Origin of the sequence: Sphingobacterium alimentarium, from assembly GCF_004342685.1 — a bacterium.
Classification (GTDB): domain Bacteria; phylum Bacteroidota; class Bacteroidia; order Sphingobacteriales; family Sphingobacteriaceae; genus Sphingobacterium; species Sphingobacterium alimentarium.
In genome coordinates this window covers 34,090-50,067 of the sequence record NZ_SMBZ01000014.1, presented here as the reverse complement: position 1 = coordinate 50,067, position 15,978 = coordinate 34,090, and the positions used below count along the sequence as shown (strand labels likewise).

The window sequence follows — 15,978 nt, the reverse complement described above, 5'->3', positions numbered from 1 at the left end:
GTGTTAACAACAACTAATTTGGGACGTCAACTGTAATCTTTTGTCTTTTATTATCGTCTTATGATAAAAAGTAAGAAGTTATGAAACATAATAGAATTAAAACTTTGGGGTTATTTGTGTTGTTTATTGCATTCTCAATTCAAGCTATGGCTCAGCAAGTGATTACAAAACAGGATTTATCTAGATTTCCAAATCCTGAGGCAGGATACAAGAAAGTAGTAATAGAAGTGCCACATTCGGATAAGGACGATCAAAAGAGAATAGAATTTTCAGTAGGTAAATGGATGGAAGTGGATGGTTGTAATTCATTTCATTTACAAGGATTGCTCGAAACAAAAGACCTACAAGGCTGGGGATACAACTATTATGTGTTTAAAACAAACGGTCAAGTAACATCAACTATGATCGGTTGTCCTGATGCTGCTAAAAGAAATCTCTTCGTGACGGCTCAGCCAGAAATGATTCGTTATAATGGAAAATTGCCGATTGTCATATATGTGCCTGAAGAGTATGATGTGCAATTCAAGATATACAAAGCAGAAGAGGAAATATACTTTGCTGCAGAAGAAAGAAGTAAATAGCTGCTTTGTCCTTATTTCGAATGAATTATAAACGGAATGAGAAATCTCAGGATTAAAATATTGGATTTCTCACTACATTGAATTCTGTCCTAAATGACGTTCTAATAAAAAGTAAAAGCCTCGAATCATTGATTCGAGGCTTTTACTTTTTATTTAGAAACCAATACTATTGGTATTTCTTAGCATTTACTTTACGCTCATTCTCTGTTAAGTGAATTTTGCGAAGACGGATTGACTGAGGAGTTACCTCGATGTATTCGTCAGCTTGAATATACTCCATACACTCTTCTAAAGAGAATTTGATAGCTGGTGCAATACGTGTATTGTCATCCGTACCTGAAGCACGCATGTTTGTTAATTGCTTCCCTTTAACGATGTTGATTGTTAAATCGTTGTCACGGATGTGCTCACCTAAGATTTGACCTTCATAGATTTCTGCTCCTGGATCAACGAAGAATTTACCACGATCTTGTAATTTATCGATAGAGTATGCAGTAGTAGTACCTTTATCCAAAGAGATCAATACACCATGAAGACGTCCAGGGATAGTTCCTTTCCAAGGCTCGTAACCTTTCAAACGGTGCGCCATTACAGCCTCACCAGCAGTAGCCGTCAATACGTTGTTACGTAAGCCGATGATACCACGTGAAGGGATTTCGAACTCTAAGTGTTGCATTTCGCCTTTAGTTTCCATAATTAATAACTCACCTTTACGTTGTGTTACTAATTCAATTACTTTACCCGAAACTTCTGCAGGTACGTCAACAACTAAAACCTCAATAGGCTCACATTTTTTGCCGTCGATTTCTTTCAAGATTACTTGAGGTTGACCTACTTGCAATTCGTAACCTTCACGACGCATAGTCTCGATCAATACAGATAAGTGAAGAATACCACGACCATATACTAACCACGCATCAGGAGATTCTGTAGGAACCACACGTAATGCTAAGTTTTTCTCTAATTCTTTTTGTAAACGATCATGTATGTGACGCGAAGTAACCAATTTACCTTCTTTACCAAAGAAAGGAGAGTTATTAATCGTGAACAACATATTCATTGTAGGCTCATCAATGCTGATAACCTCTAATTGCTCAGGGTTTTCGAAATCAGCGATAGTATCACCAATATCAAATCCTTCAATACCAACAACCGCACAGATATCACCACAAGCTACTTCAGCCACACGACGACGACCTAAGCCTTCGAAAGTATGCAATTCTTTTACACGTGATTTTACGATTTTCCCATCACGTTTTACTAATGAAATAGGCTGATTTTCTTTGATTGTACCACGCGCAACACGACCAATAGCGATACGTCCTACGAAAGTAGAGTAATCCAATGATGTGATTTGCATTTGTAGAGTACCTTCCACAAATGGAGAAGGAGGGAAGTGATCGATGATCGCATCTAACAATTCAGAAACATCCTCTTTAGGTTCTTTCCAATCTGTAGACATCCAACCATTTTTAGATGATCCGTATAATACTGGGAATGCCAATTGCTCTTCAGTAGCGTCTAAGCTAAAGAACAAATCAAAAACATTCTCATAAACCTCTTCTGGACGACAGTTTTCTTTATCTACTTTGTTAACAACAACAAGCGGTTTTAAGCCTAAAGCCAAAGCTTTTTGAGTTACGAAACGAGTTTGAGGCATTGGGCCTTCAAAAGCATCTACTAATAAAACAACACCATCCGCCATTTTCAATACACGCTCAACTTCACCTCCGAAATCGGCGTGACCTGGTGTATCAATTACGTTAATTTTAACGCCTTTATATTGAACTGAAACGTTTTTAGCAACGATTGTAATACCGCGTTCACGTTCTAAATCATTATTGTCTAGAATTAAATCACCTGTACCATCATTATCTCTAAAAAGATTTGTGAAATGTAAGATTTTGTCTACTAATGTTGTTTTCCCGTGATCGACGTGAGCGATAATCGCGATATTTCTAATATTTTGCATTGAGCGATAATGTATTATAAATAAAAATTGAGGTGCAAAGATAATTATTTTGCACCTCAATTTTTATTATTTTATCTATTATTTTTTTATGGGTTTTATTTCATAATCAAATACTTAGATTAATTCGTTTGAAAATCCTTGATTGCAGGAAATAAATTGAGTTTTTCAACTCTATGGTATTAAGATGTTTTATTTAATCACACCCAATTCTTTGCCTACTTTTGTAAAGGCCGCAATGGCTTTATCCAAGTGATGATTTTCATGTCCTGCTGAAATTTGAACACGAATTCTAGCTTTTCCTTGTGGAACAACTGGGTAATAAAATCCGATAACATAAATGCCTTCTTCCAGCATTTTAGCGGCAAATTCCTGCGCCAGTTTAGCGTCATACAACATGACTGGAACAATAGGGTGGAAGCCTGGTTTGATGTCAAATCCAGCTTCAGTCATCTTCTCACGGAAATATTTCGTGTTTGCTTCTAGCTTGTCGCGTAATTCTGTCGTTTCGCTAAGCATATCCAATACAGCTACTGAAGCACCAGCGATAGCAGGAGCTAGCGTGTTAGAGAATAAGTAGGGTCTCGATCGTTGACGCAACATATCAATTATTTCTTTTTTGCCTGATGTAAAACCTCCTGAAGCTCCACCAAGCGCTTTGCCCAAGGTGCCCGTGATAATGTCTACGCGGTCTATAACATTGAATAATTCATGTGTGCCGCGCCCAGTCTTACCAATAAAACCTGAGCAGTGCGACTCGTCAATCATAACCAATGCTTCGTACTTGTCTGCCAAATCACAGATTTTGTCCAACGGAGCAACCGAGCCATCCATAGAGAATGCACCATCTGTCACAATTATTTTATGTCTTGCACCCGAAGCTGCTTTCAATTGTGCTTCTAGATCTTCCATATCGCAATTTTTATAACGGAAACGTTGCGCTTTACATAAGCGGACACCATCAATAATGGATGCGTGATTTAATTCGTCCGAAATAATTGCATCTTCAGCACCCAATAGAGGTTCGAATACGCCACCATTGGCATCAAAAGCAGCAGCATATAATATGGTGTCTTCAGTACCTAAAAATTTAGAAATCTTAGCTTCCAATTCCTTGTGGATATCTTGCGTGCCGCAGATGAATCGTACCGACGACATACCATATCCATACGTGTCGATTGCTTTTTTTGCAGCTTCGATTACGTTTGGATGGGAGGATAATCCCAAATAATTGTTCGCACAGAAGTTGATTACCTCCTGACCGGTGCTTACTTTAATATCCGCTCCTTGGGGAGTGGTGATAATGCGTTCTTCTTTATATAAGCCTGCTTCTTTAATAGCAGCTAGTTCTTGTTCCAGCGCTGGTTTTAATGTTTTATACATAGTATATGAGATTAAGTATGACCTACTAGTAATACAAATATAGTATATTTAAAACTCTAAAAAGTTGTGAAATCGTTTGTTTGATTTTAATAAAAAAAGCGCCGGATATTTTCGAGGGCACTGATAAACTATCCACTAAAAAAGTGGCTTATGAATTTTTATACTCATAAGCCCTTATCCTTTGTTTATTTGAATGCATTTAGCAACAACTCTTCAAATATGAGATTCTCAGTGGGTTAAATATGTGCTTTTTCCCTTTTTTTGATACTCAAATTTTTGAAGAGGACTTTTTCAGTGCCCTAATATTTTCCGTCGCTATTTCTAAGTCTTATCCGCTATGGATGTTATTTTGTAGCGGTCCACGTCTGGGTTCTTCCGATGAGTGAAAATCCCACATAGCCACGGACACCTAATTTGTCTCCATTTCGGGTAATTGTACATTTATAAGTTTTGCCTGATTTAGGATCAGTGATGCTACCTCCAGTAAATTCGTTACCTTCTTTTTTGAGTCCGCGAATAATTTCTAGACCTAATAAAGGCTTGTTCTTGAGGTCATCTTTACAATTTACACAATTGTCATTTGCGGGTTTTTGTAATAGTTTCACAATCTTTCCGTAGTATTTTCCGTCTGATTTTTTGAAAATCTCAACGATGGATTTGGCTTCACCAGTTTCATCGTCTACAGTGGTCCATTTGCCTACAATATCTGAATTGGATTGCGCCTGCACAGCAAAGGCCATAATCAAAGCAAAGCATGCTAATAAAATCTTTTTCATAATGTGAGTTTTATATTCATATTAAAGATAAAAAAATAAAAATTATGCCAGCATAGTATTTATAAAAAAGTTCGTAAGATTCTCATTCTTAATTAGACTTATTGGCACTACTTTTGACATTAAACACTAATAAAAGTTTAAGTTTTTTTAATAATTGTGTCATGAGATTTATTTTATCTTTACTCTTAACGGGATTGGTAGTTGTTGTTGCAGCCTATATTGTGCCTGGTGCTCATGTCGCGGGATTTTGGTGGGCAATCGTGACAGGACTAGTTATTGGATTAGTCAATGCTTTAATCGGAGGTATTTTACGTCTGTTTACCTTTCCACTTAACTGGTTGACTTTTGGTTTGATCTCGTTTATTATAACGGTACTGATGGTCATGTTAAGTGATGCTATTTTAGGTAGTAAATTTGAAGTTGGAGGATTTTGGAACGCTATGTTATTTGCCATTATTGTAGCCGTACTGGAAATGATAATTGGTAAAATCAGAGGCGAAGAAAAGTAATTATATAGCACTACACTACTACACTTATTTACCTAAGTCCTTGACTTAGGTATTTTTTTACCCAAATATTTTCTTGAAAAAAGATAAGACCTGTTCGGTCCGGGAGGTGTATGGGTACCAAAACATCTTACTCATCGGAAAGTATTTGGCTTCTAAGACTGCTCGCTCATGAGAGAATGTTTTAAAACCATATATTCCCAGAGACTGGCCGATGCCTGAATTGTTGACACCGCCGAATGGCAAGGCAGGATGTATGATATGAATCATGGCGTCATTAATCGTGGTGCCCCCAGCGGTGGTATGTTGTAAAACTCTATCTTGGTACTGCTTGTCTTTACTGAAAATATAAAGTGCTAACGGCTTTTCCTTCCTCGCTACTATTTCTAGGGCATCTTGGAGCCTCTCATAATAAATTATAGGGAGGATGGGTCCGAAAATCTCATCTTGCATGATGGGACTATTCATCGGCATATTTTTGACTACCATAGGATGGATAAAGAGTTGATCCCTATAATTTTCGCCTTTTACAATCCATTCTGCACTGCTGGCTTCAAGATTTTCTACATATGACGCTAATCTATCGTATTGTTTTTCATTGATGATACGTGCCAAGTCAGTACTCGATATGGCTGATGTTCCAAATGCGGAGAGTATTTCTTGTCGTATGGTTTTCTCAAAATCAGCAGCTATATTTTTGTCGATGAGCAAGTAGTCCGGAGCGATGCATGTCTGCCCCATGTTGACGAATTTTGCCCAAATAATATTTTTAACTGTTTCGCGCAAATTGACACTTTTATCGATGAAGGCAGGACTCTTGCCACCCAGCTCTAATGTCACTGCCGAGAGATTTTTGGCAGCCGCCGCCATTATAATCTTACCCACATTGGGCGATCCCGTAAAATGTATGTGATCAAATTTGAGGGACAAGAGATGGGTGGTTTCTTCCACTTCACCGACCATGACCGCTACATGCTTTCTTTCAAAAAGATTGCTGATAATATCATTTATTACGGCATTAATATGCGGTGTTGATTCAGAGAGTTTAAGTATGACGGTATTTCCTGCGGCTATACTAGCCACCAGATGCACTATCGGCAGCTGAAAAGGATAGTTCCATGGTGTGATAATAAGTGTATTTCCTTTGGGTTCGTAATGTAGCTTTGCCTTTGTGCTCGCAAAAAGCAGAGAAGAATTGACGGATTTCGGCTTAGCCCATCTTTTGAGATTCTTGATGAAAAGATCAATTTCCAGAAGGCTCGCCAAGATTTCGGTGGTCTCGGTTTCAATCGGACTTTTTCTAAAATCCTTATATATCGCTGCCTTAATCTCCTCTTCCTTGATACGAATAATTTGCTTAAGGCTTCCTAGCCAAGTCGTACGCTGTGCAATACTCGTTTGTTTGACTTGCCAAGTATTAGCTACCTGCTGGGCATATATTGCATCAATTTCTTCAACAGTGATTTTTTGCATAGGGGCACTTTTATAGTGGTTTCAACTTCTCTGGAGCCACATGCTGGATCAACGCCCTTGCTAAAACACGGTTAGGATCGACAGTCGGTAATCCAAAATATGTTTTTTCTGTCAGCGCCAGAGGCAGCTCAGTACAAGCAAGAACAATCACCTGTGCACCTTGGTTCTTTAATTCTTCGACTACCTGAATTAAATCCTCCTTGGCATGAGTCGTGACAGGAGAGGAATAAGCTTTGATGCCGTACGATTCATTATAAATGGCTTGATGAACCTTTTCCTGCAATACATCATCCGGAGAGATGCTTTCTATTCCATGCTGTTCAAGCATTTTAGTATACAAACCTGTGTCCCTGGTGCCTGTCGTGCTCAAAATTCCTATTTTATGACCCGCATACTGTTGCTGTATAAATTTAGCGGTTTCCTCGACCAAGTGAAGCACTCGAATGCTTAGCGGAGGTGTATTCAAAGCAGCTCGCAACGGATCGAATATAGCGGGAGCATGTGCTGTATTGCAGGGTATCGCTGCGATTTGCGCGCCTGCAGCATCCAACTCTTTTATTATTTCCAAAAAGGCATATGCTGGGTTTGTTGGTTCTTTACCAACGAGAAAATTTGTTCTGTCCACAATACGTTGCGGTTGGGAAGATAATAGGACCGGGAGATGCTCCTGATCTTTGAGTGCTACAGTTTCTTCTATTATTTTTTTAAAAACGTCGAGTCCAGCTAATGGCCCGACCCCTCCTACAATACCTATCATAATTCAAAAATATTAATCTAATTCTCCTTCGCGCCAATCATAGGCCCAAAAAGTCTGGTTGTTGTCCAAGAATAACTGCATTAACTTTTTCATAGCAGGAAAACCTTGGTCCGTATTCATAAAAGCGACAAGCGTTTCTTTGCGCTTAGGGTAGGTAATAAAAAAGCAGCGAAATCCCGGATTTGAACCCGTGTGCCAATAAGCAACTCCTTTTTCGTTGAGTTGCATGCGCAATCCCAGCGCGCATGGTACATATTGGTCGGTAGGGTCTACATCCGGACTTTTTTTGGCTTCACCTGCTTTCTCTAACATGAGCTTGTGGGTGCCTTTTTTCAAGCCTTTTCCTTGCAGTAGCGCCTGTTGGATAAATTTTGTGTAATCCGCAGCCGTGGTATACAATGTATAGGCTGCATTTGTCTTGGCATACTTGCCTAATTTTCGAGGTTTATCTAGCTCGTAATGACCATAGGCGGCACGAGGTTCTAGGGTGTCGTTCCAAACGATATTGGTGTGCGTTAATCCTAAAGGGTTTAAGACCTCTTCTTCGACCAGTGATTGAAACGATTTTTGGGTAATATGTTCCATCGTTTCTTGTAAAAAATAGAAGCCTTCTCCCGAATACATATAGTCTGTTCCAGGCTCGAATTGTAGGGTTAACGGTGTCGCACGCCACTGCGCAGATGGCACATCACCTTCCCAATTCAGTAGGCCAGAGCTATGCGTCAGTACCGTTCGGGCGGTGATTTTATCTCCATGAGTTGTATTGTACAATCGGTCGTAGGTGTAATAATACATTAACGGTTTGTCCAGCTCAATCAATCCCCTATCCAACAAGCGAAAGAAAGTGTAAGCCGCGACTACTTTGGTGAGTGATGCCGCCTGAAATCTTGTCTTTGAATCGATTTTGTCAGCTGTTCCAAACTTTTTGACACCCTGCGCATATAAGTCTGTGTTTTTACCTTTCGTATAAGCGATTTGTATGCCCGGTATTCCAACTTCATTCATGATCTTGTCTATTTCCAACCTCTTGGATTGGCTCCAAGCTTCTGAATGCAGGGCGACTAAGAAAATAATAACGATGCTGACTTTAGTTTTTAACAGCCTTAGGCAATTTGTCATGATTAAGCGCATTGTATTTTTTCAATATTTCTAACGTTTTCTTTATAGGTAATGCTTTTACGGTGCGGTTGTTGATCCCCGTCATGTCTTCTGCCATAAACATAGAGTTGAGCAAGGCTTCCTCTGTAGCTTCCCATACGGCCATGAATAATGCTGAAAGTTCGTCGTTGTGCACATCTTTTACATCCAACTCTCTTTGGTTTTTATTGTCATAAGGTACACGTACGGATGGATGAGTGGAGAAAGCGATGGAATAATCACCGGAACCATTGGACGAAAATCCGCCTACATTTCCAAAGGATATATAAGATCTTTTGGCTAATCTCTCGAGATTGCGCGAAGAAAGAGGGGCGTCTGTTGCAATTATAATCATGCAACTGCCATCGGCTTTGTAAGCTTCTTTCTTTTCCATCATATAAAAATTATCAAGCTCTCTGCCTACTGGTGCACCATTAATCTGCAATACGCCACCAAAGTTGGACTGTACGAGTACACCTACGGTGTACCCTCCTTTGGACGCCGGCAATTTGCGCGATGAGGTTCCAATGCCTCCTTTGTAGCCTAATGTTTCGGTGCCTACACCTGCCCCTACGTTACCCTCGGCAACGGGGCCAGATTTTGCTTCTCGAAGACTTTGAAACACATGATCTCGGTTCACGTGTCTACCGCGAATATCATTGAGACCTCCGTCATTCGTTTCTCCGATGACAGAATTAACGGATTTGACTCTTTCATTTCCGGGAAGATTGATCATGTAATCAATCAGGGCATCTGCTACTTTAGGGGCATTAAGGGTATTGGTCAATAGGATAGGCGTCTCAATATTTCCTAATTCTTGGATTTGGGAAATCCCAATCATCTTTCCAAAACCATTTCCTACATATACGGCTGCAGCCACCTTGTCTTGAAAGAGATTTCCCTCATGAGGGATGATGGCAGTCACACCTGTACGGACGCTTTCGCCAGATATGACAGAGGTCTGTCCTACCTTAACCCCGGCAACATCCGTAATGGCATTCCATTGACCAGTAGGTAATATGCCTACGGTGATCCCTAAATCACGCGCGCGGCTTCTTTTTTCTTGAGCAAATAATTGTGAGTCGATAAGTGTACAATAGCTCAATGCTATGCACAATCCATAAGTTAGTATTTTCATGGGGCAAAATATTGTATTGCAAAATACTAAATTACTTATGAAAATGGACCTTTTCGGCAAAGAATGATTTTTATTCCATGCTTTTTTGTGCTTCGTACTCTTGACTTAGTTTATCCATTCTGCGTTGTATCGCCACATCTGTTCGATGTGGAATCAGTTGGTTAAGCGCATTTTTTTCAATATCAACATTCGATGCGGATTCGAAGTGGTGCACAATATTCTGGTTTGCAACAGCGATATCATAAGCATCCTTATGACTCATCAGCTTGACAAATACCGGCAAGCATTCGAAAAATACAAATAACAATGTAATGAAGAACACAGCATATTGCGTCGAAGTCTCTTCTGTGCCGTCCGGGTTCTTGTGCAAATTGCTTAGCGCTGCATTACGATCTGCAAATCCCGCTACATTAATAGCGCTGTCGAGGCTTTTGTCGGTAAGGATTTTTTCATCCATTATACCTTCCTTGACCTTTCGTTGAGAAAGAAGTGCTTCTTTACCTTGTATGCGTTGGCGCAGTGTATCTAAAAATATTTCTTGCTTCTGAAGGTTGGATTCTTTCATTTTAGCATAGGGTCCATAGCCCAATACACCCGAGGTTTCATCGGTTTTGGTGCCGAATATCTCGTGATTAAGCTTTTGCCTATCTGTTTTAATGGAAGACTCTAAAGAATCGGCTTGTGTCTTCAATCCTTGTAGCTGCACATATTCGGCAGCATATTTATTTTCGAAAGTACGATTAAGCGTATCGATCGTGGCCTGCTGCTGCTTCAAATATTCTACACGGAGGTGTTCTTTTATTTCTTTGTCAAAAATCTTAAGCTCCAAAGGACGGGAAATCACCAGTCCGATAAGTACCGCCAGCAGAATACGCGGGAGGGCTTGCAAAAACTGTTTGAAAGTCCCTTTGGTCTTATCTATACTTAGTACAATGTATCGGTCTAGGTTAAATATGGCTAAACCCCAAATCAGCCCAAATACGATCGAATACAATAGGGCAAAGCTGCCACCACTAAACACAAAATATAAAGCGTAACCGCCAGCTAAAGCCGCAAATAAGCCTGTGAAAAATATTGTCGCTCCAATACTGATATATTTGTTGTATTCCTCCGGGTACTTTTTGAGGGTCTCTTTATGTATGCCTGCACACCACCAAAAGAAATTTTGTAGGTTGTTCATTTTATCTTATTTGCGTATGATTTTGGTTCAAAAGTAAGTATTGATTTATATTATAGAATTTATTTTCGGTAAAAGGTTATATTATGTCGGTGAATAAAGATGTTTTAGGATTATTTGCCTATTCGTGTGAATATATTTATCTTGGACACCTTGGGTTATAGAATAGTTCATGATTGCATGAAATATTGTTTACTTTTGCAAACGTATAAAAACAAAATAAATTGTAATGAATAAAAAAAGCTTCATTCCATTTTTGGTAGTTGCATCTATGTTCGTAGGATGCGGTAGCGAAAATAAATTACAGACAGACAATCCTTTGTTAGCAGCGTATGAAACGCCATTTAATGTTCCACCATTTGATAAAATCAAAGACGAGCATTTTAAACCTGCTTATGAAGAAGCGCTGAAAAAACATAATTTAGAAATAGATACTATCGTAAATAATAGCGAAGCACCGACCTTCGAAAATACTATTTTAGCGCTGGAAAATGCAGGGTCATTATTGTCAAATGTAGCGACGGTATTCTCCAATCTGAATTCAGCGAATACCAATGACAGTCTTCAAGCGTTGGCTAAAGAATTGGCACCTCAATTATCTGCGCATAGCGATGAGATCAAATTGAACGCTAAATTATTCGAGCGTGTAAAATCTGTTTATACAAACAAAGATCAATTTGGCTTGGATGCAGAAGATCAAAAATTATTAGAAGAAACATACAAAAGCTTTGTGCGTTCGGGAGCTAATCTATCCGATGAGAACAAAGAGAAGTTGAAAAAAATCAATGCTGAAATGTCCGTTTTGACTACTCAATTTGGTCAAAACTTATTAGCAGAAACAAATGCATACGAATTAGTGGTGGAGAAAGAAGAGGATCTAGCAGGCTTGCCAGAAGGTCTTAAATCTGCTGCTGCTGATGTCGCGAAGTCTAAAGGTAAAGAAGGAAAATGGGTGTTCACACTTTCGAATCCTTCGGTAATGCCTTTCTTGCAATATGCTGATAATAGAGAATTGCGCAAAGATATTTGGAATGCGTACCAAATGCGCGGTAATAACGGTAATGATAATGATAACAAAGAAATCCTTATCAAAATCGCTAACCTTCGTTTGGAGAAAGCGAAGCTTTTGGGTTATGAGTCTCATGCAGCTTACGTGCTAGAAGAAGCAATGGCAGCCAACGCAGCTAATGTCAATCAATTGCTAAGCAAATTGTGGGCGCCAGCGATCAACAAGGCTAAGGTAGAAGCAGCAGATATCCAAAAAGAAATCGATGCAGCGCAAGATACTTTCAAAGTAGCTCCATACGATTGGAGATATTATGCTGAGAAAATTCGTGTAAAACGTTTTGCACTTAACGAAGAAGAGATCAAGCCTTACTTTAGTTTGGCGGCGGTACGTGAGGGTGCTTTCGAAACAGCCAACAAATTGTTTGGACTGTCTTTCGTAGCGTTAAATAATGTCCCTACATACCACGAAGAAGTAGAAGTATACGAGGTAAAAGATAAAGACGGTTCACACTTAGGATTACTATATGCGGATTTCTTCCCACGTGAATCAAAACGTGGTGGTGCGTGGATGACTTCTTACCGCAAACAATCTACAAAAGATGGTAAGCGTGTAGCTCCTGTTATTTCCATTGTGTGTAACTTTACAAAACCTGTGGGTGACCAACCTGCTTTGTTGACTTTCGATGAGGCAAGTACTTTATTCCACGAGTTTGGTCACGCATTGCACGGATTATTGTCCAATGTGAAATACCAATCCTTATCGGGTACATCTGTATCACGTGACTTTGTAGAATTACCATCTCAGATAATGGAAAACTGGGCTTCGGATGCAGAAGTGCTAAAAACATATGCGAAGCATTACAAGACAGGTGAAGCTATTCCGGATTCATTAATTGAGAAAATGGATAAAGCGGGTACTTTTGACCAAGGTTTCGCAACTACAGAATATTTAGCTGCTTCATTATTGGATTTAAATTACCACAACATCAAAACTCCTATCACAGGTGATGTAAATGCTTTTGAAAGTGCTGCGATGCGCAAAGCGGGATTGATCGAATCTATCATTCCAAGGTATAGAAGTACTTATTTCCAACACATCTTCTCAGGAGGTTATTCTGCAGGATATTATGCTTACATCTGGGCAGAAGTATTAGACTCTGATGCGTTTGCTGCATTCAAAGAGAATGGTTTATATGACCAAGCGACAGCGACCTCTTTCCGCAAAAACATCTTAGAAAAAGGTGGTACAGGAAATCCAGCAGAATTGTATAAATTATTCAGAGGAAAAGATCCAGATCCAATCCACTTGATGAAAAAACGAGGTTTGAATTAAGGGAATTCCCTCTATCAATATAAAAATGGGCTTATTCGAAGAATGAGCCCATTTTTTTGTATAAATAATAGGTGTTTACTTTCTTTTCAATTTCTGGATGATAGCGAGTAGGCCTTTTCTGTTCTTCGCTTCATGGTAGAATTTGGGTAATTTTTCCAATAACGTAAAGTGTGTCCTGTTTTTATGCTCCCGCAAATCTGCGCCAATATATTGTTCTAGATAATCCAAATGCTCGCCATTTAAAGCATAAAAAACCTCATTCTTGAAGGGATGTTGTAACCACAATTCTACTTCGAAGTACCTATGTGGAGCGAGCCTCAAATTCCCCTTGATCCCGTATGGAGACACTTCCGTAGAAGTTTGTCGGTGAGTGCCACAATTCGTACAAAATAGCTGCGCTTTTTTTTGATCAACGTCCAGTTTGGCGATCGCTTTCTTCGAACAGACGGCACATATCACCCAGACTTCTTTTTCAAAATCGGATAGCACTTTATTCTGGTCTGTAAAACGTGTGGACATCTTATTTTAATTAATAGTAAATGTAGCTAATAGTCCTTTGTGATCCGAGGGCCATACATCTTTAGGCCGCATAAACTGATCTTTACCGTCGTTTTCGTGCTTTTGTGCATAACGAACGCTAATTTCAGGTCCCACGACTTTAATGTCTTTTAGTGTTAGGGTATTGCCTAATGATTTGAAGTAAATATAATCAATTCTTTCGCGTTCGTCAGCCTCTGGAGCCCAAGTTAATTTTTCAATCGGCGCATCCTTATTGAATGAAGGGTAGGTAAAGCCGGGATGTGTCATTGGATTAGGATACTGAAAGCGAAATGCGTCGCGATAGCCCGCGCCATAAAGCATGACTGAGCAGTCCCAAGGTACTACGGCTCCACGACGATCGTACAAGTATTTGTTGCCCTCGATCCAATCCAGATGGGAGGGTTCATTGAAATCCCCAGCGATAATTATGCTATGTCTGTTTGCTTCTTGTTGAGCATCCACAATTATATCACGGATAGCTTCATCACGTTTGCTCTTGCGGTTGGCAATAAGGATTTGTTGCACATCGGTAATAGGTTGTTCCATTTTATTCCAAGTCACACCATCATATCCTCGCGGGAGATAGCAGGCATAATTGGTATAGTCCAAGTGCACAGAATAGAAAACTAGGGGATGGTTGAAGATTTCTATTTTCGTTTTTAAGACCTGACCTTGCCGATTTTCTTTTTCGTATAAGGTATGCTGCGCTAGAATGGGGTACTTGGAAAGTGTAGCCACATCTACAGACTGTTCACTTGATCTGCCGTAATAATGTTGCCCTTTTGCTTTTAAGTCATGGAGAAGTCTAGAAACGAAATCTACTCCATGCTGATTATTGACTTCACAAAGCATTACCACATCCGCATTCTTGTCGATGATTTCATTAATAATGGCATCATACCCTTTGGGAACAACGGTTCCTTCATGCCAAATATTAAGCTGAAAAACCGTGAACAATTTCTTTTGTGCGGAAATGTTTAAGGTCAAACATAATGTGAATACTACAAGTAAGAGGCGAGAGAGCATACTTTAGATTATTGTTGAATAACCTAAAATATAAAATCCACGCCCAAAATCCACTATTAATTTTGCATAAATCGGTTAAAGGATTGCCAATATTTGTCTTTGTACATGTCAAAGGTGATTTCGTGCTTATGTTTGTGTTTTTGTTGGATTTGATAAAACACTTTCGAAGGTTTGCGAAAATCTTTGCATGCAAAATATATTTCTTTTTCGCCATCTGCCGTCTGTCTTCCTACATTGATATATCCGTCTTTATCGTGTAGCAATCCTATTATCTCGACTTCTATGTCGTTCAAAAATTCATAATCCGCGCTGCTCGGTAATCCATTGTTCGCAGGCTTATATTTGATGATCATAGTAGCAATCCAGGGATGCGAGGCTTTTTTGTCCCATTTCAAAATATCGGTATTGATAGTCGCCAAAAGTACATTTCCATTCGCTAGCTTGGCCTCAAACATCGAATAGCTATCATTCTCGGTATTGTGGCGTATCCCTTGATATCCTTCTACAAATTCCTTTTCTCGCCAGATGAGATAATCCTTTAATTTAGCTATAGAAATCAATTCCTTTTCGGCTTTGTCACGGCCCACCACCGTCAAATGATCAATCGTAGTCAAGGAGTTAAGTTCTCCAAGATAATTGTCCAAGAAAATATATACACCGCTTATGATTTGTTGCTTATCTTTTTCATTGTACTGCTCGTGTACGATGACGATTTCTACTTCATCGGGATATTGAGCGTGTTCAATCGGGTAAAAGAATAGATTTTCTTTAGAAAACTCATAATCTCCCATTCGGATACCCATCTGTTCGATGTTGGAGTCGGGTTTCAAGGCGACAAATTTCCAATTGTCCAGTAGGGGAGCTGCTTCAACAAGTTCTTCCACGAATACAATATCTTTGATGCTTCCGTCCGGCGTAAAAATGAGTTCCGCAGTATGCTCATCTTTCATTCCTGTAAGAAAATAGTAGCGGTACCCAAGTTTATTCAGCTCAGGAGCAAGTTTATCAAAGAATTCGGTTTCAATGTTTTCTCTGCTTTTTACACTGGAAAAAAAGTTCTTTTCGTTGTTTGCGAACCACTTCCAAAAATCTGAATATGTATATGAATCAGGCGTATTTTCCTTCTTAGAGAACATATTTCTTAGAAAATTCATTAGCATTAGGATTTAAGTTT

The 15,978-nt window shown here is 39.3% G+C and carries 14 protein-coding genes; 3 read left to right on the top strand and 11 right to left on the bottom strand.

Features of this window, described 5'->3' with window-relative positions; translation table 11 throughout:
• Positions 1–80 precede the first annotated feature (80 nt).
• Positions 81–581 (top strand): ecotin family protein, encoded by a 501-nt coding sequence (locus EDC17_RS07025; RefSeq protein WP_132777389.1) that lies wholly within the window; start codon positions 81–83, stop codon positions 579–581.
• A 166-nt stretch (positions 582–747) separates the two neighbouring features.
• On the opposite strand, the gene typA is transcribed toward EDC17_RS07025, so the two are convergent.
• The 3 genes from typA to EDC17_RS07010 form a co-directional block, all read right to left on the bottom strand.
• Entirely contained in the window at positions 748–2,553 is a 1,806-nt protein-coding gene (gene typA, locus EDC17_RS07020; protein ID WP_132777388.1) for a translational GTPase TypA, read from the bottom strand.
• A 189-nt stretch (positions 2,554–2,742) separates the two neighbouring features.
• Positions 2,743–3,933: a glycine C-acetyltransferase gene (gene kbl, locus EDC17_RS07015; RefSeq protein WP_132777387.1), complete on the bottom strand. Its 1,191-nt coding sequence runs from the start codon at positions 3,931–3,933 to the stop codon at positions 2,743–2,745.
• 344 nt (positions 3,934–4,277) lie between these two features.
• Complete coding sequence (locus EDC17_RS07010) at positions 4,278–4,709, bottom strand: DUF2147 domain-containing protein (protein WP_132777386.1); 432 nt, start codon at positions 4,707–4,709, stop codon at positions 4,278–4,280.
• Positions 4,710–4,870: 161 nt separating this feature from the next.
• Here EDC17_RS07010 and EDC17_RS07005 point away from each other — a divergent pair, with 161 nt between their 5' ends.
• Complete coding sequence (locus EDC17_RS07005; RefSeq protein ID WP_132777385.1) at positions 4,871–5,218, top strand: phage holin family protein; 348 nt, start codon at positions 4,871–4,873, stop codon at positions 5,216–5,218.
• Between the two features lie 57 nt (positions 5,219–5,275).
• Here EDC17_RS07005 and EDC17_RS07000 read toward each other — a convergent pair whose 3' ends face one another.
• The 5 genes from EDC17_RS07000 to EDC17_RS06980 form a co-directional block, all read right to left on the bottom strand.
• A complete protein-coding gene (locus EDC17_RS07000; RefSeq protein ID WP_132777384.1) occupies positions 5,276–6,688 on the bottom strand; it encodes an aldehyde dehydrogenase family protein in 1,413 nt (470 codons plus the stop codon).
• Positions 6,689–6,698: 10 nt separating this feature from the next.
• The gene (locus tag EDC17_RS06995) at positions 6,699–7,445 is read right to left on the bottom strand and encodes an aspartate/glutamate racemase family protein (protein ID WP_132777383.1); all 747 of its coding nucleotides are present in this window, start codon (positions 7,443–7,445) and stop codon (positions 6,699–6,701) included.
• Between the two features lie 12 nt (positions 7,446–7,457).
• Positions 7,458–8,564, bottom strand: coding sequence for a serine hydrolase domain-containing protein (locus tag EDC17_RS06990; protein ID WP_165894379.1), 1,107 nt, complete (start codon positions 8,562–8,564; stop codon positions 7,458–7,460).
• On the bottom strand, positions 8,533–9,720 hold the full coding sequence (locus tag EDC17_RS06985; protein WP_132777381.1) for a DmpA family aminopeptidase: 1,188 nt from the start codon (positions 9,718–9,720) through the stop codon (positions 8,533–8,535). Before EDC17_RS06985 ends, EDC17_RS06990 begins: the two co-directional genes overlap by 32 nt.
• 70 nt (positions 9,721–9,790) lie before the next feature.
• Positions 9,791–10,900: a DUF4407 domain-containing protein gene (locus tag EDC17_RS06980; protein WP_132777380.1), complete on the bottom strand. Its 1,110-nt coding sequence runs from the start codon at positions 10,898–10,900 to the stop codon at positions 9,791–9,793.
• A 226-nt stretch (positions 10,901–11,126) separates the two neighbouring features.
• Between EDC17_RS06980 and EDC17_RS06975 the strand changes: the two genes are divergently transcribed.
• Positions 11,127–13,238 (top strand): M3 family metallopeptidase, encoded by a 2,112-nt coding sequence (locus tag EDC17_RS06975; protein ID WP_132777379.1) that lies wholly within the window; start codon positions 11,127–11,129, stop codon positions 13,236–13,238.
• Between the two features lie 75 nt (positions 13,239–13,313).
• On the opposite strand, the gene EDC17_RS06970 is transcribed toward EDC17_RS06975, so the two are convergent.
• The 3 genes from EDC17_RS06970 to EDC17_RS06960 form a co-directional block, all read right to left on the bottom strand.
• Positions 13,314–13,757: a hypothetical protein gene (locus EDC17_RS06970; RefSeq protein WP_132777378.1), complete on the bottom strand. Its 444-nt coding sequence runs from the start codon at positions 13,755–13,757 to the stop codon at positions 13,314–13,316.
• 6 nt (positions 13,758–13,763) lie between these two features.
• Positions 13,764–14,765, bottom strand: coding sequence for an endonuclease/exonuclease/phosphatase family protein (locus tag EDC17_RS06965; protein WP_207895708.1), 1,002 nt, complete (start codon positions 14,763–14,765; stop codon positions 13,764–13,766).
• Between the two features lie 95 nt (positions 14,766–14,860).
• Positions 14,861–15,958 (bottom strand): DUF695 domain-containing protein, encoded by a 1,098-nt coding sequence (locus EDC17_RS06960; protein ID WP_132777376.1) that lies wholly within the window; start codon positions 15,956–15,958, stop codon positions 14,861–14,863.
• Between the last annotated feature and the right edge of the window lie 20 nt (positions 15,959–15,978).